This is a genomic window from Mechercharimyces sp. CAU 1602, from assembly GCF_024753565.1.
Classification (GTDB): Bacteria; Bacillota; Bacilli; order Thermoactinomycetales; family JANTPT01; genus Mechercharimyces.
This window is the reverse complement of sequence record NZ_JANTPT010000003.1, coordinates 150,549-172,162: the sequence shown is the minus strand read 5'-3', so window position 1 is coordinate 172,162 and position 21,614 is coordinate 150,549. Positions and strand designations below refer to the sequence as shown.

General features: G+C 46.5%; 21 protein-coding genes and 1 other annotated feature. All 21 genes read right to left on the bottom strand.

Annotated elements, in window-relative coordinates:
- Nucleotides 1-135 precede the first annotated feature (135 nt).
- Nucleotides 136-3,753: a DNA-directed RNA polymerase subunit beta' gene (rpoC, locus tag NXZ84_RS13365; protein ID WP_258840836.1), complete on the bottom strand. Its 3,618-nt coding sequence runs from the start codon at nt 3,751-3,753 to the stop codon at nt 136-138.
- A gap of 62 nt (nt 3,754-3,815) precedes the next feature.
- The gene (gene rpoB / locus NXZ84_RS13360; RefSeq protein WP_258840835.1) at nt 3,816-7,346 is read right to left on the bottom strand and encodes a DNA-directed RNA polymerase subunit beta; all 3,531 of its coding nucleotides are present in this window, start codon (nt 7,344-7,346) and stop codon (nt 3,816-3,818) included.
- Between the two features lie 248 nt (nt 7,347-7,594).
- Nucleotides 7,595-8,197, bottom strand: a complete 603-nt coding sequence (locus tag NXZ84_RS13355; protein WP_258840834.1) for a class I SAM-dependent methyltransferase — start codon at nt 8,195-8,197, stop codon at nt 7,595-7,597.
- Nucleotides 8,198-8,268: 71 nt separating this feature from the next.
- Nucleotides 8,269-8,634: a 50S ribosomal protein L7/L12 gene (gene rplL, locus NXZ84_RS13350; protein WP_258840833.1), complete on the bottom strand. Its 366-nt coding sequence runs from the start codon at nt 8,632-8,634 to the stop codon at nt 8,269-8,271.
- A gap of 52 nt (nt 8,635-8,686) precedes the next feature.
- Nucleotides 8,687-9,187: a 50S ribosomal protein L10 gene (gene rplJ, locus NXZ84_RS13345; RefSeq protein WP_258840832.1), complete on the bottom strand. Its 501-nt coding sequence runs from the start codon at nt 9,185-9,187 to the stop codon at nt 8,687-8,689.
- 29 nt (nt 9,188-9,216) lie between these two features.
- Nucleotides 9,217-9,343: a sequence feature (ribosomal protein L10 leader region), on the bottom strand.
- Between the two features lie 49 nt (nt 9,344-9,392).
- Nucleotides 9,393-10,091, bottom strand: a complete 699-nt coding sequence (gene rplA / locus NXZ84_RS13340) for a 50S ribosomal protein L1 (RefSeq protein WP_258840831.1) — start codon at nt 10,089-10,091, stop codon at nt 9,393-9,395.
- An 87-nt stretch (nt 10,092-10,178) separates the two neighbouring features.
- Entirely contained in the window at nt 10,179-10,604 is a 426-nt protein-coding gene (gene rplK / locus NXZ84_RS13335) for a 50S ribosomal protein L11 (RefSeq protein ID WP_258840830.1), read from the bottom strand.
- A 114-nt stretch (nt 10,605-10,718) separates the two neighbouring features.
- On the bottom strand, nt 10,719-11,252 hold the full coding sequence (nusG, locus tag NXZ84_RS13330; RefSeq protein ID WP_258840828.1) for a transcription termination/antitermination protein NusG: 534 nt from the start codon (nt 11,250-11,252) through the stop codon (nt 10,719-10,721).
- A 46-nt stretch (nt 11,253-11,298) separates the two neighbouring features.
- Entirely contained in the window at nt 11,299-11,523 is a 225-nt protein-coding gene (gene secE / locus NXZ84_RS13325; protein ID WP_258840826.1) for a preprotein translocase subunit SecE, read from the bottom strand.
- A 34-nt stretch (nt 11,524-11,557) separates the two neighbouring features.
- On the bottom strand, nt 11,558-11,707 hold the full coding sequence (rpmG, locus tag NXZ84_RS13320) for a 50S ribosomal protein L33 (RefSeq protein WP_258840825.1): 150 nt from the start codon (nt 11,705-11,707) through the stop codon (nt 11,558-11,560).
- A gap of 450 nt (nt 11,708-12,157) precedes the next feature.
- Nucleotides 12,158-12,880, bottom strand: a complete 723-nt coding sequence (gene sigH / locus NXZ84_RS13315; protein WP_258840824.1) for an RNA polymerase sporulation sigma factor SigH — start codon at nt 12,878-12,880, stop codon at nt 12,158-12,160.
- A gap of 36 nt (nt 12,881-12,916) precedes the next feature.
- Nucleotides 12,917-13,426 (bottom strand): NYN domain-containing protein, encoded by a 510-nt coding sequence (locus tag NXZ84_RS13310; RefSeq protein WP_258840823.1) that lies wholly within the window; start codon nt 13,424-13,426, stop codon nt 12,917-12,919.
- Nucleotides 13,427-13,431: 5 nt separating this feature from the next.
- Complete coding sequence (rlmB, locus tag NXZ84_RS13305; RefSeq protein ID WP_258840822.1) at nt 13,432-14,178, bottom strand: 23S rRNA (guanosine(2251)-2'-O)-methyltransferase RlmB; 747 nt, start codon at nt 14,176-14,178, stop codon at nt 13,432-13,434.
- Complete coding sequence (locus tag NXZ84_RS13300; RefSeq protein WP_258840821.1) at nt 14,175-14,597, bottom strand: Mini-ribonuclease 3; 423 nt, start codon at nt 14,595-14,597, stop codon at nt 14,175-14,177. The genes rlmB and NXZ84_RS13300 overlap by 4 nt, the downstream gene beginning before the upstream one ends.
- Nucleotides 14,598-14,610: 13 nt before the next feature.
- Entirely contained in the window at nt 14,611-16,008 is a 1,398-nt protein-coding gene (cysS, locus tag NXZ84_RS13295; RefSeq protein ID WP_258840820.1) for a cysteine--tRNA ligase, read from the bottom strand.
- Complete coding sequence (gene cysE / locus NXZ84_RS13290; RefSeq protein ID WP_258840819.1) at nt 16,005-16,688, bottom strand: serine O-acetyltransferase; 684 nt, start codon at nt 16,686-16,688, stop codon at nt 16,005-16,007. Before cysE ends, cysS begins: the two co-directional genes overlap by 4 nt.
- A gap of 328 nt (nt 16,689-17,016) precedes the next feature.
- A complete protein-coding gene (gene gltX, locus NXZ84_RS13285; protein WP_258840818.1) occupies nt 17,017-18,480 on the bottom strand; it encodes a glutamate--tRNA ligase in 1,464 nt (487 codons plus the stop codon).
- Between the two features lie 25 nt (nt 18,481-18,505).
- On the bottom strand, nt 18,506-18,991 hold the full coding sequence (gene ispF, locus NXZ84_RS13280) for a 2-C-methyl-D-erythritol 2,4-cyclodiphosphate synthase (RefSeq protein WP_258840817.1): 486 nt from the start codon (nt 18,989-18,991) through the stop codon (nt 18,506-18,508).
- Nucleotides 18,988-19,674, bottom strand: coding sequence for a 2-C-methyl-D-erythritol 4-phosphate cytidylyltransferase (ispD, locus tag NXZ84_RS13275; RefSeq protein ID WP_309495940.1), 687 nt, complete (start codon nt 19,672-19,674; stop codon nt 18,988-18,990). The genes ispF and ispD overlap by 4 nt, the downstream gene beginning before the upstream one ends.
- A gap of 193 nt (nt 19,675-19,867) precedes the next feature.
- Nucleotides 19,868-20,968, bottom strand: a complete 1,101-nt coding sequence (locus tag NXZ84_RS13270) for a PIN/TRAM domain-containing protein (RefSeq protein ID WP_258840815.1) — start codon at nt 20,966-20,968, stop codon at nt 19,868-19,870.
- Between the two features lie 91 nt (nt 20,969-21,059).
- Entirely contained in the window at nt 21,060-21,572 is a 513-nt protein-coding gene (locus NXZ84_RS13265) for a CarD family transcriptional regulator (RefSeq protein WP_258840920.1), read from the bottom strand.
- Nucleotides 21,573-21,614: the final 42 nt, after the last annotated feature.

The window sequence follows — 21,614 nt, the reverse complement described above, 5'->3', positions numbered from 1 at the left end:
CCTCCAAAGTGGCACATCCCAAGCACACGAAGCCATATTAACACCTTGCATAGGTGATTGTCAATAGGAAGAGCAGGAAGAATGGGGGAAAGAATCGAGCCCCATTCTCCCCTTCTTCTCAAAGGTTGAAACGATCTACTCTACGCTAACCGTCTCTAACTCTGAAACTTCCTCCGTCTCCAGCTCACCTTCCACATTGAGCGAGACACTCCGGTAACGCTGCATCCCTGTTCCTGCTGGGATCAACTTCCCGATAATCACGTTCTCTTTCAACCCTAGCAACGGATCTACTTTACCTTTAATCGCCGCATCAGTCAAGACCCGAGTTGTTTCCTGGAACGATGCTGCCGACAAGAAGGATTCTGTTTCCAGCGATGCTTTCGTAATACCCAGAAGTACAGGACGAGCAATAGCAGGCTCTCCACCCACAGCAAATACTGCACGGTTTGCCATTTCAAATTCATAGAGATCCATAATTTGACCTGGCAAGAGATCTGTATCTCCTGCGTCAGTAATCCGGACTTTGCGCATCATTTGACGAATCATAACTTCGACGTGCTTATCGTTAATTTCCACCCCTTGTAAGCGGTACACTTTCTGTACCTCTTGCAAGATATACCCTTGCACGCCATGAACGCCTTTCACACGCAATAACTCTTTTGGATCAATCGAACCATCTGTCAGCTCATCCCCAGCTTCTACATGATCGCCTTCGTTCACCCGTAGGCGAGAGCCAAATGGTACCACATAGGTACGCGTCTCCACTTCGCCTTTTACCTCAATCTCACGACGATCTTTTACTTCGCGGATCTCTTCGACGACACCCGGAATTTCACTGACAGGAGCTTGCCCTTTCGGATTACGCGCTTCAAACAATTCCTGAATACGCGGCAAACCTTGTGTAATATCGTCTCCTGCCACACCACCGGTATGGAAAGTACGCATCGTCAACTGCGTTCCTGGCTCCCCGATCGATTGGGCTGCAATAATACCTACCGCTTCACCCACTTCAACCGGAGTACCGAGCGCCAAGTTGCGACCGTAGCACTTAATACATACTCCATGATGAGTACGGCAAGAGAGAACAGAACGAATTACCACTTCTTCAATGCCTGCATCGATGATGGCTTGTGCCGTATCTTCATCGATGAGCTCATTTGGCCCTACAATGATTTCCTGCGTTTCTGGATGGCGAGTGGTAGCAAACGCATAACGTCCCACGATGCGATCGTATAATTCCTCGATCACTTCATTACCGTCCGAAATACGACGCACCATTTCTCCGCGATCCGTTCCACAATCATCTGTACGGACAACTACATCTTGTGCTACGTCGACCAAGCGGCGGGTGAGGTAACCAGAGTCCGCCGTACGAAGTGCCGTATCCGCCAACCCTTTCCGCGCTCCGTGCGTAGAGATGAAGTATTCCAATACAGATAAGCCTTCACGGAAGTTTGCCTTAATCGGCAGTTCCATAATCTTGCCGGATGGACTCGCCATCAGCCCCCGCATCCCTGCAAGCTGAGTAATCTGCGAAACATTACCACGTGCTCCGGAATTGGCCATCATATAGATTGGGTTATTACGACCCATTTTGTCCATCAAGATCTCAGTAATATCGTCTTTCACCTGACTCCAGATGGAGATGACGCGATCATAACGTTCGTCATCCGTAATCAAACCACGACGGTATTGCTTCAAGACACGTTCCACATCGTCTTCCGCTTTGCGGAGCAGCCCTGGCTTCTCCTCTGGCACGATAACATCAGAAACAGACATCGTAAGACCCGCTTTGGTCGAATAAGTAAAACCAAGTTGCTTGATCGCATCCATAATAACCGATGTTTTGGTTGTGCCATAGCGACGGAAACATTCCGCGACGACAGTACCGAGGTACTTTTTCTTCACTGCTTCGATGAGTGGGCGTTGCACTACTTTCTCACGCAGATTAACTCCCTTTTCACTCACAAAGTAAGGTGCCGAAGGACCGTCTGTCAAGTTGGCTTTCGTCGGTTCGTTAATATATGGGAACTCACGCGGGAAGATTTCATTAAAGATCAGCTTCCCTGTCGTTGTTAACAAGAAAGACTCTTGTTGCTCTTCTGTAAAGCACGTTTTATCAAGAGACTTCACAGGAATAGCAATGCGTGCATGTAAGGTGACTAATCCTTGTTGATACGCACTGATCGCCTCGCTCGGTGACGCAAAGATAAAGCCTTCACCCTTGTCGTTCTCTTTCTCAAAGGTGAGGTAGTAACAACCCAAGACCATATCTTGCGATGGTGTAACAACAGGCTTCCCGTCTTTCGGATTCAAGATATTTTGTGCTGCAAGCATCAGCAATCGTGCTTCAGCTTGTGCCTCAGCCGAAAGTGGAACGTGAACCGCCATCTGGTCACCATCAAAGTCAGCGTTGTAAGCGGTACAGACGAGTGGATGCAGCTTAATCGCACGACCCTCAACGAGGATAGGCTCAAACGCTTGAATCCCTAATCTGTGAAGCGTAGGCGCACGGTTAAGCAATACAGGATGCTCCTTAATCACTTCTTCCAGCACATCCCACACTTCAGGATGCACACGCTCTACTTTGCGCTTCGCACTCTTAATGTTGTGTGCAAGGTCTTTTTTCACTAGCTCCCGCATCACAAATGGTTTAAATAGTTCTAGCGCCATCTCTTTTGGCAGTCCGCACTGATACATTTTTAAGTTTGGACCTACCACGATTACAGAACGACCGGAGTAATCCACCCGTTTACCGAGCAAGTTCTGCCGAAAACGCCCTTGTTTCCCTTTCAACATATGAGAAAGGGATTTGAGTGGACGGTTACCTGGTCCAGTAACGGGACGACCACGACGACCGTTATCAATCAAGGCATCCACAGCTTCTTGCAACATCCGTTTCTCATTTTGCACAATAATATCAGGAGCACCTAAATCTAACAAGCGCTTCAGACGATTGTTACGGTTAATCACTCGCCGATACAGATCGTTCAAATCGGAGGTAGCAAAACGACCACCATCCAACTGAACCATCGGACGCAATTCGGGAGGAATGACCGGCAGCACATCGAGAATCATCCAATCCGGCTCATTGCCGGAATTACGGAATGCTTCTACCACTTCAAGCCGTTTGATTGCACGGTTACGACGTTGTCCTTGTGCAGTCATCAAATCTTCACGCAGCATTTCCACTTCGCGCTCCAAGTCGATTTCCGCTAGTAAACGTTTTATCGCTTCCGCACCCATCATAGCTACAAAGGCAGAACCATATTTTTCACGATGGCTGCGATATTCTTTTTCTGAAAGCAACTGTTTCTTCTCCAACGGTGTTTCACCTGGGTCAATCACCACATAGGAAGCAAAATAAATCACTTCCTCCAATGATCGAGGAGACATGTCCAGCATTAATCCCATACGGCTCGGAATCCCTTTAAAGTACCAGATATGAGATACCGGAGCCGCCAGTTCGATATGACCCATCCGTTCACGCCGCACCTTAGCACGCGTAACTTCCACGCCACAACGATCACAGACAACGCCCTTATAGCGGACACGCTTATATTTTCCGCAATGACACTCCCAGTCCTTCGTTGGACCGAAAATCTTCTCGCAGAATAAGCCCTCTTTCTCAGGCTTCAACGTTCGATAGTTGATGGTTTCTGGCTTCTTTACTTCTCCCCGAGACCAAGAGCGAATCTTGTTCGGGGAAGCCAGCCCAATCTTCATAAACTCAAAGTTATTGACGTCCAGCACAGGGCACCCCTCCCTTACGGATCAACCTGCCAATAGAGGACCGACGGAGACTTCCGCACAAATTAGAGATTCTCCTCATAATCGGCACCACCCTTTTGGTTTCCGGACTCATCGTCATCATCCAGTTCTTTCATCTCGATCTCCTGCTCATCTTCAGACAAGATCTTCACATCCATGCCTAAGCTTTGCAGTTCTTTGATCAATACCTTGAACGACTCAGGTACACCCGGTTCAGGTACGTTTTCACCTTTTACAATCGCTTCGTACGTTTTCACTCGACCGATTACGTCATCCGACTTAACCGTCAAGATCTCTTGCAGCGTATAGGCCGCTCCATATGCTTTTAGCGCCCATACCTCCATCTCACCAAAGCGCTGTCCACCGAACTGCGCCTTACCACCCAACGGTTGTTGCGTAACCAATGAGTATGGACCTGTAGAACGAGCATGAATCTTGTCATCTACCATATGTGCCAGCTTAATCATATACATGACACCTACAGTTACTCGGTTCTCAAATTGCTCTCCGGTACGCCCATCGAACAAATAGGTTTTACCGTCTTCCGAAAGACCTGCTTCCGTTAATGTCGCAAACACATCTTCTTCTGTCGCTCCATCAAATACTGGTGTTGCCACATGAATGCCCAGCTGTTTGGCTGCCATTCCCAAGTGGACTTCCAGCACTTGTCCGATGTTCATCCGCGAAGGAACACCCAGTGGGTTAAGCACAACCTGTACAGGTGTGCCATCAGGTAGAAACGGCATATCTTCTTCCGGCAACACGCGTGCAATAACACCTTTGTTCCCGTGACGACCTGCCATCTTATCCCCTTCAGAGATCTTACGTTTCTGTGCAATGTAACAACGAACCAGTTGGTTGACACCCGGAGGTAATTCATCACCGTTTTCTCTAGTAAATACCTTCACATCAACAACAATCCCGTCGGTTCCATGAGGTACACGCAGGGAAGTATCCCGTACTTCACGCGCCTTCTCACCAAAGATGGCATGCAAAAGACGTTCTTCTGCTGTCAATTCGGTCACGCCTTTCGGCGTTACTTTACCTACCAGGATATCCCCAGACTTGATTTCAGCACCGACACGAATAATGCCTCGCTCATCCAAGTTTTTCAGCGCATCTTCACCCACATTAGGAATATCACGCGTAATCTCTTCTGGGCCTAGTTTCGTATCACGTGCCTCACTCTCATACTCTTCAATATGGATCGATGTATAAACATCTTCTTTTACTAGCTTTTCGCTTAGCAGGATCGCATCCTCGTAGTTATATCCTTCCCAGGTCATAAAGGCGACGAGGACGTTTTGTCCTAATGCCATCTCACCTAATTCTGTGGAAGGCCCGTCTGCGATAATTTCGCCCTTTTGCACACGCTCACCAGCACGCACCATCGGTCGCTGGTTGACGCACGTTCCTTGATTGGAACGAATAAACTTCTGCAAGCGATAACGATCGAGATCACCTTGAACCAGTTGACCATCAATTTCCTCTTCGTGACGGATCAAGATCTCATCTGCTACCACACGCTCCACTAAACCAGGGCGTTTGGCCAACACACATACACCTGAGTCCTTAGCGGATACATGCTCCATCCCCGTGCCGATAAATGGTGACCGAGGTGTAAGCAACGGCACCGCTTGTCTCTGCATGTTAGAACCCATCAACGCACGGTTGGAGTCATCATTTTCCAAGAATGGAATACATGCAGTTGCAACGGATACAACTTGTTTTGGCGATACGTCCATGAAGTCAACTTCTTCACGCACGATAGGTAAGTTTTCCTCTTTATAACGAGAGATTACCTGATCATTAATAAATTCCCCATCCTCGGATAACGGCTCATTTGCTTGAGCAATATAATAGTTATCCTCCTCATCCGCAGTCAGATAAACGATCTCTTCCGTTACCTTATGCGTATCCGGATCTACTTTCCGATACGGCGTTTCAATGAAGCCAAACTCATTGATACGTGCGTAGGAGGAAAGGGAGTTGATCAGACCGATGTTAGGACCTTCAGGTGTTTCAATCGGACACATCCGTCCATAGTGGGAATGGTGAACGTCTCGAACTTCAAAGCCCGCTCGTTCACGTGTCAGTCCACCCGGACCTAGCGCTGATAGACGACGCTTATGCGTAAGTTCAGCCAGCGGGTTGGTTTGATCCATAAACTGCGACAACTGACTGCTACCAAAGAACTCTTTGATAGAAGCAATGACAGGGCGAATATTAATCAAGGCCTGTGGTGTTATCGCATTGGCATCTTGAATCGACATACGCTCACGTACCACCCGTTCCATACGCGACAACCCGATCCGGAATTGATTTTGTAGGAGCTCTCCTACAGACCGGAGGCGACGGTTACCCAGGTGATCGATATCATCTGTGCTCCCTACTCCATGTAACAAATTGATAAAATAATTGATGGAAGCAATAATATCCGTAGCGGTAATGTTTTTGATAGAAGAGCTGACGCCACCATTGGAAAGCACCTTGATCGCTAACCCTTCTTGTTGTGGAGATACAATCTTCACGGACTGAAGGTGAACACCTTCGTCCTCTGTTACTCCACCACGAATCGTTTTCTCTTCCCAACCATAACCGTTATCCTCTTCTAGCTGTGGTAACAGTTTATCTAGTAGACGACGATCCAACACTTGTCCCGCTTCAGCGATAATTTCGCCCGTTGCCGGATCAATAATAGATTCCGCTAACGTTTGGTTAAACAAACGATTTTTGATGTGTAACTTCTTATTCATCTTATAACGACCCACATTTGCTAGATCATAACGCTTAGGATCAAAGAAACGTGAGTATAAAAGTGAACGCGCATTATCCGCTGTTGGCGGTTCACCCGGACGCAAGCGTTCGTAAATCTCGATCAAGGCTTTTTCCGTATTTCCTGTGTTGTCCTTATCCAAGGTATTGCGCAGGTATTCGTCTTCGCCCAAGAGATCGAGAATCTCTGCATCAGAGCTAAAACCCAAGGCACGTAAAAGAACCGTCACCGGTATTTTCCGTGTACGATCAATACGCACGTAGATAATATCCTTAGCGTCGGTTTCATACTCGAGCCAGGCTCCACGGTTCGGAATTACCGTTGCGGTATACGCAGTTTTCCCGTTTTTATCAACTTTGGCATTGTAATAGACGCTAGGCGAGCGCACCAATTGGCTTACAATCACTCGTTCCGCCCCATTAATTACAAAAGTGCCTGTCTCCGTCATCAATGGGAAGTCTCCCATAAATACTTCCTGTTCTTTCACTTCGCCTGTTTCTTTGTTGATTAGGCGCACCTTAACGCGTAGAGGTGCAGAATATGTGACATCCCGTTCTTTCGATTCTTCGACCGAATACTTAGGCTCACCTAAACTATAATCGATAAACTCCAGAATCAAGTTACCGGTAAAATCTTCGATCGGGGAAATGTCCTGAAACATTTCTCTTAAGCCCTTATCGAGGAACCATTCATAAGATCTCTGCTGAATCTCAATTAAATTCGGCAAATCTAATACTTCATCAATTCTTGAATAGCTTCTCCGCTGGCGCCGACCATACTGGACCAGTTTACCTACCAAACAAGCTCCCCCCTCGTACCCAGTCGATTCCGAGCAATCAGTTCCCTGCAAAAAAAGAAAATGAGCGATGGATACCCTCATTTTTCTACAATAAACAACCTATTGAGCTAGTATAACCCAAAGTTTGGTTGTTCATTCAACTTTTCCTAAATTGCCATGGAAAAATATCGGGATCACACGAATGATCGTGTCCCGATGGGTACCGACACTTTGGCATTGTCTAAGATTAGCATAAGAGTTTTCCGCTGTCAATACTTTTTTGCGCTCAGAATCCAGTATCCTTTTTTACGTGTCTCCACCTGTACTTCAAGTCCTAATCGTTCTAATTCCGCTATTGCAGATACTGCTCCTTGTTGTTTGCGAATCACAATCCACAATATGCCCTCAGGCGTTAGGTGGTCTCGCGCTTGCCGGAACAAATTGTAGATCACTTCTTTGCCTGTCCGGATCGGCGGATTAGTCAAGATAGCGGCGAATTGTTGCCCTTCCACTGCGGAACAACCATCGCTTTGCATCACCTGCACACGCTTTGCCACACCATTTCGTTCAGCGTTTTGCTTCGCCAATTCTACTGCACGCTCGTTGATATCAACCATGGTGATAAAGCATTGCGGCGCCATCGTAGCACATGCAATCCCAACCGGCCCATATCCACATCCCAAATCTAGTACTGCTCCTTGTAATGGCAGTAAAACTGATTCCATCAAAAGCCGACTCCCATAGTCCAGACCTTGCTTTGAAAAGACACCCGTACTCGTATAAAAACAGAAGGAATGCCCTTTCAGACTAACTTCAATACTGCGTAGCTCCGCTTTTGAATCCGGATTGGCTGAAAAATAGTGATCGCTCACAGACAGAACCTCCTTAATGAAAACGGACCCGCCAGCACTTAAGCGACGGGTCCGAGCAGCTAGCTAGCGGACTACTTCACTTCCACTTTTGCGCCAACTTCTTCGAGCTGGGATTTGATATCTTCTGCTTCTTCTTTGGAAACAGCTTCTTTAACTGGGCTTGGAGCACCGTCTACCATAGCTTTAGCTTCTTTCAAGCCAAGACCGGTGATACCACGTACCACTTTAATTACTTTAATTTTTGAGGAACCAGCATCTGCAAGAACAACATCGAATTCAGTTTGCTCTACTGCTGCACCTGCATCGGCGCCACCTGCTGCTACTGCTACTGGAGCTGCTGCGGTTACACCAAATTCTTCTTCGATTGCTTTTACTAGGTCGTTTAATTCTAGTACGGTCATGCCTTTGATCGCTTCAATGATCTCTTGATGGGACATGAGTAAACCTCCTTATCGATTTTCCATATTAGTTTAGGTTAGAAACTGCCAATTAAGCAGATTCCGCTTCGTTCTTATCAGCCACAGCTTTGACAGCCAAGGCTGCATTACGCATCGGAGCTTGCAAGACGCTAAGCAGCATCGACAACAAGCCTTCGCGTGATGGCATTTTTGCCAATTCGTTGATCGCTTCCGCACTAACGACGCGACCTTCAACAACGCCACCTTTAATTTTCAACGCATCATGCTTCTTAGCAAACTCATAAATGATCTTCGCAGGAGCAATCACATCGTCATTACTAAAGGCGATCGCTGTTGGACCGTTCAGGTGCTCGTCCAAGTCGGTATACTCCAACTCTTTCGTAGCAAAACGAGTCATCGTGTTTTTCAACACTTTATACTCGACACCCGCTTCACGCAACTGCTTACGCAGTTCGTTCGACTCCGATACATTAAGGCCACGATAATCAGTAAGAATTGTCGCTTGGCTAGCTTGTAACAGAGCAACGATCTCTTCAACTACCTTTTTCTTCATTTCGATTTTTGCAGACACAGGTTCCACCTCCTCGACAGTACCTTCAATCAGACGTAGAAAAAGCCTTCGCAGACAGACGAAGGCCGGGAAAAGATTTCTCACTTTATCCTCCACCTCGGTAGGTCATTAAGCGCCGAGCGCCCCTACTGTCTGCGGTAGCAGTTTATATCCGATTGTAATCAGCGCTTTAATCATACTCACATTAAGCCGATGATGTCAAGCATTAACGAGCAGAGTAACTACTCGAGTTAACTGTTACTCCAGGACCCATGGTCGAGGAAACAGCGAGATTACGCATATACTTACCCTTGGCAGCCGCTGGCTTCGCTTTCAAGAGCGCATCAACCAACGTTTTCAAGTTTTCTTCCAGCTGTTCGTTACTAAAAGAGACTCTCCCGATTGGACAATGAATGTTTCCTGCTTTATCCGCACGGTACTCGATTTTACCCGCTTTGATGTCGCTTACTGCTTTTTCTACTTCGAAGGTAACAGTGCCGGTTTTTGGGTTCGGCATTAAGCCTTTTGGCCCCAAGGTACGACCCAATTTACCTACTTGACCCATCATATCCGGGGTAGCTACAACAACATCAAAGTCAAACCAACCTTGGGCTACTTTGTTGATCATATCTTCATCACCAACAAAATCAGCGCCAGCCGCTTCGGCTTCTTTCGCTTTTTCGCCTTTAGCAAATACCAAGACACGCTTCGTTTTCCCTGTTCCGTGTGGTAGGACTACCGCACCGCGAACTTGTTGGTCAGCACGCTTTACATCAATGCCTAGACGAATAGCTGCCTCTACGGTTTCATCAAACTTAGCGGGAGCAACCTCTTTCACCAACGCCAATGCTTCAGCTGGTTCATATGCTTTTTCCCGGTCGATCTTCTTCATCACTTCTTGATACTTTTTCCCTTTTCTTGCCACGTTCCTACACTCCCTTCGTGGTCATAACGGATTTTTCCTCCCACGCGCTTATCTCTGCCCGTGGCGGCATGAGAAAGCGACGTTCCATTAATCTTCGATAACGATCCCCATGCTACGCGCGGTACCTTCGATCATTCTCATCGCAGCTTCCACATCACCAGCATTGAGGTCTGGCATTTTCGTTTCTGCAATTTCACGCACTTTGTCACGCTTAACGGTTGCTACTTTATTTCGGTTTGGTTCACCAGAACCAGACTCAATACCAGCCGCTTTCAACAACAGGGTCGCTGCTGGTGGAGTCTTGGTGATGAAGTCAAACGAACGATCTTCATATACCGTGATTTCCACCGGAATAATCATTCCGGCTTGATCAGACGTGCGGGCGTTAAACTCCTTACAAAAGCCCATGATGTTGACCCCAGCTTGCCCAAGCGCCGGACCTACAGGCGGTGCTGGGTTGGCTTTACCGGCAGGGATCTGCAATTTTACGACTTTCATTACTTTCTTGGCCACGCCGACCAACCTCCTTCAAAAATGTGGTTCTCTCGGGTTACACCCTCCCACTTAAAAACAAAAACAAGACCTACTCTATCATAAACCTTTCATAAAAGAAAGGGATAGGGATCATCATAATTTTTCCGCTTGCTCAAAATCTAGCTCAACAGGTGTTTCGCGCCCGAACATATCGACAAGCACTTTTAACTTCTGCCGATCTAAATCCACTTCCTCAACCTTGCCTACAAAGTTTGCAAACGGCCCCTCTTTTACCTTCACACTTTCGTTTACCGCAAAATCAACCTTGGTCAACGCTTCTGTTAGTCCCATTTGACGCAAGATGGTTTCCGCTTCATACGGCATAAGGGGAGTCGGTTTCGAGCCAGCTCCAGAAGAACCAACAAAACCTGTCACACCCGGTGTATTCCGTACGACATACCATGAGTCGTCCGTCATGACCATCTCTACCAGAACATAACCTGGAAACGTTTTCTTCATCACGGACTTTTTCTTCCCATCCTTGTGCTCTATTTCCTCTTCCATCGGCACCAAGACACGAAAGATTTTATCTTCCATCTCCATTGAGTAAACCCGTTTTTCCAGGTTGGTCTTCACTTTGTTCTCGTAGCCCGAATATGTGTGAACTACATACCAATTCTTCTCCATGAACTCAGGGCGACGTTAGCCCTGTCCCCCCTTATGACAGATTTGATCAACCTGTCACCAGCTTGGTCAATTGCGTAATTCCAAGGTCGATGACAGCAAAAAATAATGTAAGAAAGAGGACCGTGACGATCACAACAATGGTATAACTCGTTAACTCCTTACGGGAAGGCCAACGAACCTTTTTTAGTTCTGCTACGCTACCATTAAAAAAACTGGCCGTGCCGGAGAAACTCTTCCGGATGCCCGTTCCTAGACGGCCGAGAAAGCCCATGTGCGTCACCCCCAAAAGCCTCTACCGGCTTAAATTATTTTGTTTCACGGTGTACCGTGTGCCCATTGCAACGGGAGCAGTGCTTTTTAAACTCCATCCGATCTGGATGCTTCCGCTTATTCTTTTCCGTCGTATAGTTACGCTCTTTACATTCCGTACAAGCCATCGTAACAATCACCCGCATGCGAACACCTCCTTTGGGTCATCGCTTATATACAAAATACCCAAATCACTTTATCATAATGAGGATGTAGTGTCAATGAAAGAGGCTTTGCTTCTGCCACGCGTTATCCTATTATTGACGAATGATACAACGAACTAAACCTCGCTTATTTCTATCGGATCTTGGTACCCTCTAGACTATCGTGCCAACTCTAACAGGCGAGGTAGAGTGCCTATACCTACTATCATGCCTATACCTACTATCATCTTAAGCAATCATGAGGGATCCAGCGCTTGTCCACCATCATAGCAAATGGATCCACCACGATTTCCTTGTTATACCATAAAAAATATTAAAATATCTTAGTCGGAAGGAGGATTGCAAAAATAGTTTGTCGAAAAAGTATTTTATGCCAAAAATAAATGTTTTGTAGAGTCGTCTCATCGTACATCTTTTCCAACATGTAGATGCTTACGGTGTGACGCCGCGACCTTCCAAAAAGCGCTCTACCTTTCGTTTCACCCTTTGCAAAGCGTTGTCGATCGACTTCACGTGCCGTTTCAAATCTACTGCAATCTCTTGATAAGATCTGCCATCGAGGTACAACATGAGAACTTGTCTTTCCAATTCACTTAAAATTTGGGTCATTTTATCTTCGATATCAGCAAACTCTTCTTGATGGATATAGATAATTTCAGGATCAGATATACGACCCCCTGTTAAGACATCCATCAATGTTCGATCAGAATCTTCATCATATATGGGCTTGTCCAATGATACATATGAATTAAGCGGGATATGTTTTTGTCGTGTAGCTGTTTTAATCGCTGTAATGATTTGCCTAGTTATACACAACTCAGCAAAAGCTTTGAATGATGTTAATTTTTCGTCACGGTAATCACGAATAGCCTTATATAACCCAATCATTCCTTCTTGAATGATATCTTCGTGATCTGCCCCTATAAGAAAATAGGAGCGGGCTTTTGCACGTACAAAATTACGATACTTATGGATTAAAAATTCCAGTGCTCCGCTATCCCCTGAACGTACGCCCGCAACTAACATTTCATCCGCCATCTCTTTATAGGCAGAATATTCAACCTCGACTTCGTGTACTACTCGGCTTACTTGAACGCTTACGCTCACCCTTATCCCCCCCACAAACGTATACTGGAAGCCCAAGTTATAACCCATTATATCCGAGTTGCAACAAAACCGTCAAATTTCCGCCTATTTTTTTCTGCGCCAATTCTCAAAAGTTCGAAGAATATCTTCGTTTAAGTGATCACTCAAGGCCCGTTTGTTTGTTCTTTCCTTCTTTTTCACGATCCGTTCGCTTATTCTTTTCCTGCTATCTGCTAATATACCCATCAATTCCCGTGCTGAGATACGATAAGCTCCATGCCCAAGAATCATTCGCTGTTCCAGATAATCAGATGTAGCGACATATATTTCCTTTTCCTGCCCGCGTTGTTTGCGCACCCACCTTTCGATCCACTCATCCGCTGTCTCATGTTGCTTAGTATAATAAATCGTTACTTGGTGTTCATAACTTTTATTTTCTGCCCCTTCCACTTGATGGGCATCAAATACAACAATTACACGTCGACCGGATACGGCTTGATATTCAGATAAATCCTCGATCAAACGCTGGCGGGCCTCATCCATCGCTAGATGGGAGAAACCCGGCCTGCCGGCACCGATCACATTATAGCCGTCTACAATCAGCCATTCTTCCATGAGATTCACCCACGCCCGTGCTCACGACTACGCAATACCTCGTACATAAGTAGCGCACCAGCGACCGAAGCGTTGAGTGAAGATACCTTACCTTTCATCGTAAGGCGAACCGTTTGATCACATTTCTCTTTCAAGAGACGGCTAATACCCCGTCCTTCATTTCCAATTACCATCGCAACTGGCATCCGATAATCGATATCTTCGAGGCGCTGTGGCGCCTGGGCGTCACTGGCAATCAGCCATACTCCCCGCTCTTTAAGCTCGTCCGCCGTCCGATTTAAGTTGGTCACCCGTACCACCGGAACGTGCTCCACAGCCCCTGCAGATGTTTTGGCTACCACTGCGGTCACATGCGCCGCCCTCCGTTTAGGGATAATCACACCATGAACTCCAGCTGCATCTGCTGTCCGTATCATAGAACCTAAGTTATGAGGATCTTCAATTCCGTCTAAGATTAAAAAAAATGGTTCTTCATCGCGCTTGGCCGCACGAGCAAATATTTCCTCCATCTCGGCATAAACAAACTGACTCGCCTCAGCAATAATGCCTTGATGATTTTCCCCTTCTGCAAGTTGATCTAGTCGTTTGCGTGGCACCATCTGCCACATAACACCATTTTGTCGGGCTAAGGTGAGAATATCATCCAACTTTCCTTTTGCCGTCCCTTCCGCTAACCAAAGACGTTCTAGCTTGCGCTCAGCCCGGAGTGCTTCATGCACAGGTTTACGACCTATAACCAGATTATCTCTCATGATGTTTCTCCCTCTTTCATCAGTTGTAATAGCGTGTGCATCATCTCATCAAGTCGTTCTTTTTCCTCGTTGAGATACCAATATCCGATTAACGCTTCCAAGCCTGTGCTGAGCCGATACTCCGATACTTTGGTATTTTTGGGCGTATGACCAGGTTTCGCATTGCGGCCACGTCTTACCACATCCAACTCTTTCTCCGTCAACATAGGTTCTAACAGACGCAAACCACGCGCCTGTGCCGTCGCAGCCACGTATTGCACTGCCTCTTTTTGTATCAGTTGCGGACGCACAATTCCCAGTGCAAGCAAGTGATAGCGCACATACACTTCATAAACTGCGTCTCCCATATAAGCGAGCAACAGAGGAGAAAGCTCCTTCGTTGCTTTTGAAAGAAAAGGAGAGGTTTTTCCTAGATTCATTTCCATAGTTCTTTTAACTCCGTTTCCAGCGTACACCCTGAGGTGTATCTTCCAATATAATACCTGCCTCTTTCAATTCGTCCCGCAAGGCATCAGCCCGTGCAAAATCTCGGCTTTGACGTGCTTCCTGCCGCTGAGCAATCTTCGTTTCTACCCATTGATCCAACTGCTCTTCTTCTACCTTAATCAAGCCTAATAAATCTCCACCGTACACGGTGAAAAATTGTTCAACCTCTACTAACGTCCCTTGAGTAACCACTTTTTGAGCTACCAACTCATTAGCCAACCGCGCTGCCTCAAACAATACAGTGAGCGCATTGGTCGCGTTAAAATCATCATCCATCGCTACTTCAAATTGCTCTTTTAATGCGAGCATCGCATCGCGTACAGTAGCACTCGCTTCTCCAGCAATGGCAGTCTGTTTGCGATGACGTACGTTGATGAAAGCCGTATCTATGCGCTCTAAACTCTGCTTCATCTGCTCGAGCGCCTCTTCCGAATACGAAATCGGATTGCGATAGTGCGATGAGAGTAAGAAATAACGTAACACTCTGGGATCATACTGTTGACGTAAATGGTGAACCGTTCTCACATTGCCCAGAGACTTTGACATCTTTTCACTACCCATGTTGATATATCCGTTGTGCATCCAATACTGAGCAAATGGTTGCTCTGTCCATGCTTCACTTTGAGCGATCTCGTTTTCATGGTGGGGGAAGCACAAATCTAACCCGCCAGCATGGATATCAATTGAATCCCCAAGATACCGACGCGCCATCGCCGAGCACTCAATATGCCAGCCAGGACGTCCTTCTCCCCATGGACTTGCCCACGAGATTTCGCCTGCCTTCGCCTTTTTCCACAAAGCAAAATCTAGCGGGGTCTCCTTCCGATCGTTTACTTCAATTCGTGCGCCCGCGCGAAGATCATCCATCGATTGATGAGATAATTTACCATAATCAGGCTTGCGTAAAGCCCGATAATATACGTCTCCATCTCGCTCATAGGCATAACCCTTATCTATCAACACACTGATCGCCTCAATCATGTCTTCAATCTCCTCTGTCGCTCGAGGATGAATATCAGCACGTGTCACACCCAATGCATCCATATCTGCAAAGTACGCCTCAATATAACGCTCTGCGATCGCCAACACACTTGTGTTCTCCGTCTGAGCCGATTCGATGAGACGATCATCTACATCAGTGAAGTTTTGCACATACGTAACTTTATAACCTTTGTATTGTAAATAACGTCGCACCAGATCGAAGAAAGTGAACGCGCGCGCATTGCCGATATGAATATAGTTATATACCGTCGGACCGCATACATACATCTTGACATGACCCGGTTCTAAGGGTTGAAAAGTCTCTTTTTTCCTTGTCATCGTATTGTATAACTTGATCGTCATTTTCTATTCCTCCGTTCTCTTTCCAGCTCTTGCCGTAAACGAACCATATCGCTTTTTAAATGCTCAATCTCCTCACGCAATGTATTACAGGTGTCCTCGATCGGATCAGAGAGATCTCCATGTTCTAAATCAGGGACACGTATCCCATCCTTAATCACAACCCTCCCTGGGACACCCACCACTGTCGAGTTAGGTGGTACTTCTTTTAGCACCACTGAGCCTGCCCCAATCTTCGCATTCTCCCCAATCGTCATCGAACCCAATACTTTTGCTCCCGAAGCAATCATTGCGTGATCTTTCACGGTGGGATGGCGCTTTCCTCGTTCTTTCCCCGTTCCTCCAAGGGTTACACCTTGAAAAACAGTGACATAGTCACCGATTTCACACGTTTCACCAATGACAACGCCCATGCCGTGATCGATAAAAAATCCTTTGCCAATCTTAGCTCCTGGGTGGATCTCAATCCCCGTCAAAAAGCGCATAAACTGGGACAGCACTCGGGCCAACAGTCGCAACTTCTTGCGATAGAAGAAGTGAGCGATCCGATGCCCCCAGATCGCATGCAGACCAGATGAGGTTAAAATTACTTCAAACGTATTGCGCGCTGCTGGATCACGGTCGAAGACCGCTTCAATATCGGAGCGCAAAAGGGTAATGGAACGTCGAATACTCTTTAACATATAGGCTCCTCCTTTCCCTGGCAAAAAAGTAATATATAAGCGAAAAACAAAAAGTCTCCGCAGCACACCTGTGCTGCAGAGACGGTGATCCGCGGTTCCACTCTGCTTGAACCTAAAGATAGGCTCCTCTTTATCCCCGGTAACAGTGGGTACTGGTTACGCCTACTGACGGGAATTTCCGCGTTCGGGCAACAGGCTCACGGGGGCATTTCCGATAAGCGTAGGAATACAGGCACTTCCAGCCGACGGTGCCTCTCTCTGGTATATCCGCTTCGCTACGTACTTTCCCGATCGTCGCTTGATAACACGATTTTCCTATGGATTATGCCTAATTGTCAAGGCAATGCTGCAATCGTTCCAACACACACTCTTTCCCCAGTAGGGACATCGTCTCTTTTAAGTCTGGCCCATGAACCTCACCTGTAACAGCAGCACGAACAGGCATAAACAACTTTTTCCCTTTATGTCCAGTCTCCTTTTGTACCTGCTTCAAAAGTACTTTTACGTTATCTGCTGTAAGTGCTTCATGTAAACCTTCAATCTGTTCCTTCAGCGTACGCAAAACCTCAGGCACTTGCTCCTCTGCTAACACTTCTTGTGCTTCTGCGGAGTAAATTGCCTTTGCGCGGAAAAACATCTCTGTTAATGCCGGAATTTGTGCAACATAATCCAGTTGCTCTTGATAAAGTGCCACTACGCGGGTAACCCACTCTTGTCGTTCTGCAGGAAGGGGTAACGAAATCTTTCCCTTCTCTTCTAAGAAAGGAAGAGCCAGCGCAACAATTCGTTCGAGTGGAGATTGTTTAATATAATAGTTGTTCATATAGTTAAGCTTTCCCGTATCAAACACAGCGGGTGCTTTGGAAACCCGCTCGAGGGAAAAGCGTTCGATCAACTCTTCTTTACTAAAGAGCTCATCCTCTCCTTCGGGAGACCAACCCAACAGGGAGATGAAATTGATTAGCGCTTCTGGTAAGTAACCTAGATCTCGGTACTGGTCAATAAACTGAACAATAGCTTCATCACGCTTACTCATCTTCTTTCCGTCGGGATTTAAAATGAGAGCAGCATGAGCGAACCGTGGCGTTTCCCACCCTAACGCACGATAAATCATTATTTGACGTGGTGTGTTGGAAAGGTGTTCTTCCCCCCGTACCACATGCGAAATCTTCATCAATGCATCATCTACTGTAACCGCAAAGTTATAAGTGGGTCGACCATCTGGACGCACCAGAATAAAATCACCAATTCCATCTGATTCGAAGCTCACTTGACCACGCACTAAATCATCTACTACAATTGACTCCCCTTCGGGAACACGGAAGCGAATCGACGCTGTCCGCCCTTCGGCTTCAAGCTTCTTGGTCTCTTCTACTGTCAAGTGGCGGCAGCGTTTGCTGTACTTGGGGGCGATTCCGGCTGCTAATTGCCGTTCACGATCTTGTTCCAATTCGGCAGACGTACAATAGCATGCATACGCATCCCCTTGCTCTACAAGCTGATTCACATACCTCTTGTAGATATCTACCCGCTCCATTGAGCGATAAGGCCCATAATCCCCTTCACGATCTACCGATTCGTCCCATTCAATCCCTAACCACGCTAGAGCGGCCATCTGCTTTTCCGCCGCCTGTTCCATATTTCGCTCAGAGTCGGTATCCTCAATCCGTACGACAAAATCCCCGCCAAATTTACGAGCCCACAAATAACTAAACAATGCGGTACGAGCGCCTCCAATATGTAAATGACCTGTCGGACTTGGAGCATACCGTGTTCGTACTCTTGTTGCCACTAGAGTTCTCCCCTTTCGTTTTCACTCATTCTTGCCCTTTATACATGAGACAGACAACGGCCATCGCCGCAATTCCTTCTCCTCTACCTGTAAACCCAAGCTTTTCTGTCGTGGTTGCCTTAACATTAACAGCGTTCTTTTCCACCCGTAACAACTGAGCGATCCGCTCATTCATTTTTTCGATGTAGGGCGCCATCTTCGGGGCTTGTGCGATAATGGTCGCATCTATATTACTCAAGGCATAGCCCCGCTCCCTCACCATCTTCCACACCTGAGCTAAAAGCTCTGCACTGTCGGCATCTTTGAAGCGAGAATCTGTATCAGGAAAATGTTTCCCGATATCTCCTTCTCCCAATGCTCCCAGAATCGCATCCGTAATTGCGTGCAACAACACATCCGCATCCGAGTGTCCCAAGAGACCGAGCGGATAATCTATCGTAATGCCTCCGATAATCAGTGGACGATTTTCAGCGAATTTATGCACATCAAATCCTTGTCCTATACGTATCATGATTTTTTTCGCCCCTCCCAGATCGCTGTGGCAACAGCGAGATCATCTGGTGTTGTTAATTTTATATTTGTATAATCCCCATGCACAACCCTTACATCCACTCCTAAAGCTTCAACCAACATCGCATCATCGGTGACGAGCAACTCTTCACCCCGAACCCGCTCATGCGCGCTAACAAGTAAATCACGCCGAAAGGCTTGTGGAGTTTGTACCGACCACAACGATTGTCGATCAGGTGTTTCCACAACCATCCCCGCCTTATCTACCCGTTTCACCGTCTCTTTCATCGGCACTGCCAAGATGGCTGCTTCATATTGAACAACCTCTGCCAGCAAGGCCTCTATCTGCTTTGCCTTTACAAATGGACGCACTGCATCATGTACCAAAACCCACTCTGCTGCTATCTGCTGTAAACCGAGATATACACTATCCTGTCGCTCTTTACCACCAGCAACGACACATTTTACCTTTTTCACTTCATAGCAAGAGACATACTCTTGCTTGCGCGCCACATCCGCTTCATGCGCCACGACCACAATCTCCTCTACTTGCTGCTGCTCCTCAAATACCTGCAAAGTATGAATAAAGACTGGCTTGTTCTGAAAGTGAAGAAATTGCTTTTTCTCAGCAGTCCCCATGCGCTTACCCATCCCCGCCGCAGGAATAATCACCCCTACACTCACGATCGCCAACCCTTTCTACACAAGAATGACGCCCGGCAGGAGGATCTCCCAACACGGGCGTACTAGAGCAAAACGTACTTTGCACTCACATTTTTAAATCCTATCGGTATTATACTGTTGAACAGAGTCGGCTCGCAAGTAAGCCCTGTCCATTTCTACATAAAAGAAGCGATAACTGATCTGACTCAATCAGCTAGAGTGCACGCTCCAACAACTTGGGCTTAGCGAAAATCATTCGACCAGCAGACGTCTGTAGCACACTGGTAACCAATACATCTATATCTTCTCCGATGTAGTCACGTCCGCCTTCAATCACGATCATCGTGCCATCATCCAAATAAGCCACACCTTGCCCATGTTCTTTCCCATCTTTGATCACCTGCACACGGATTTCTTCCCCTGGAAGTACGACTGGCTTCACCGCATTAGCAAGGTCGTTAATATTGAGCACTTTCACTCCCTGTAGTTCACACACCTTGTTCAGGTTAAAATCATTGGTAACTACTTTGCCCGTCAACACTTTTGCCAGTTTTACCAACTTGCTGTCCACTTCGGATATCTCTTCAAAATCTCCTTCATAAATCAATACTTTTGTATCTAATTCCTTCTGGATCTTATTCAAGATATCCAACCCACGTCGACCTCGATTCCGCTTCAAGACATCAGAGGAATCGGCAATATGTTGTAACTCCTCTAGTACAAACGCTGGAATCACCAGAGTACCTTCTAAAAATCCGGTGCGACATATATCAGCGATCCGCCCGTCAATAATGACACTAGTGTCCAAAATCTTGGGCTCAACCTCTCGTCCACGTGCTTCTTTGTCCTTTTTGGATCGATCTTTTCCTTGCCTTCCGATCGTGAAGATCGATAGCAATTCATCGCGTTTACTATAACCGACGCGAAAACCGAGGTAACCTAAAATTCCTGATATTAACAGAGGAAGAACCACATCAAAACCAGGGATCGGGATTCGCGTTAGTGTCGACTCTAGCAGCGAAGCTACAATAAGACCGAAAATTAATCCAAAAGCACCAAATAATATATCTGTAGCCGGTATTTTTACGAGTCGCTCTTCACTCCAGCGAATCCACTTTACCACGTAATCGGACAATCGTAACGTTAGCAGGTACAAGAGGATCGCCCCGATCACAACGCCAACATATTCAGGTGCAGGAACATCGCCGAGGTGAAGTGGGGAATTTTGTAGCAGCTGAAACATTAATGGACCCAATGTATAGCCGAGCATAGCGCCGACTAACAAAAACGTGAGCTGAACAAACCGCTTTAACATTGGGGGCCTCACCTCCTCTTACCACCATTATAGACAATCTCTCTATAGAAAAAACCATATTTATATATTTTTTACTAATTGACTGTTTTCCCTATTCCTTGCCCGTTGGCTCCACTTTGGTTGAAAACGACTCATCCAATAAATGAAAAGCTTCGTCTTCTTCAATCTGCTTGGCCAAAACTAATTCACTGATTAAAATTTGCCGGGCATTCTCCAGCATTTTCCTCTCTCCTGTGGAGAGGCCTTTCTCACGGTCACGCAGCATTAAACCACGAACCACTTCAGCCAAGTCATAAAGATCCCCGCTTTTCATCTTATCTAAATTAGCACGATAACGGCGATTCCAATTAGTGGTAATATCACTTTCCTGGTGTTTCAACCGTTCAAAAATTTCCCCAACGGTTTCTTCGTCTACGACCTCTCGCAATCCAATACTCTCCACATTCGCCATCGGAATCATCACTTTCATCTCACCTACAGGAAGACGCATTACATAATACTTCTTTCGTTCACCTAAGATTTCTTTCTCCTCGATTGACTCAATGACACCTGCACCATGCATGGGATATACGACACGATCACCGACATTAAACAAGAAACCCACCTCCATTAGGGGCATTAACTCATTTCCAGTTTATCACAAGCA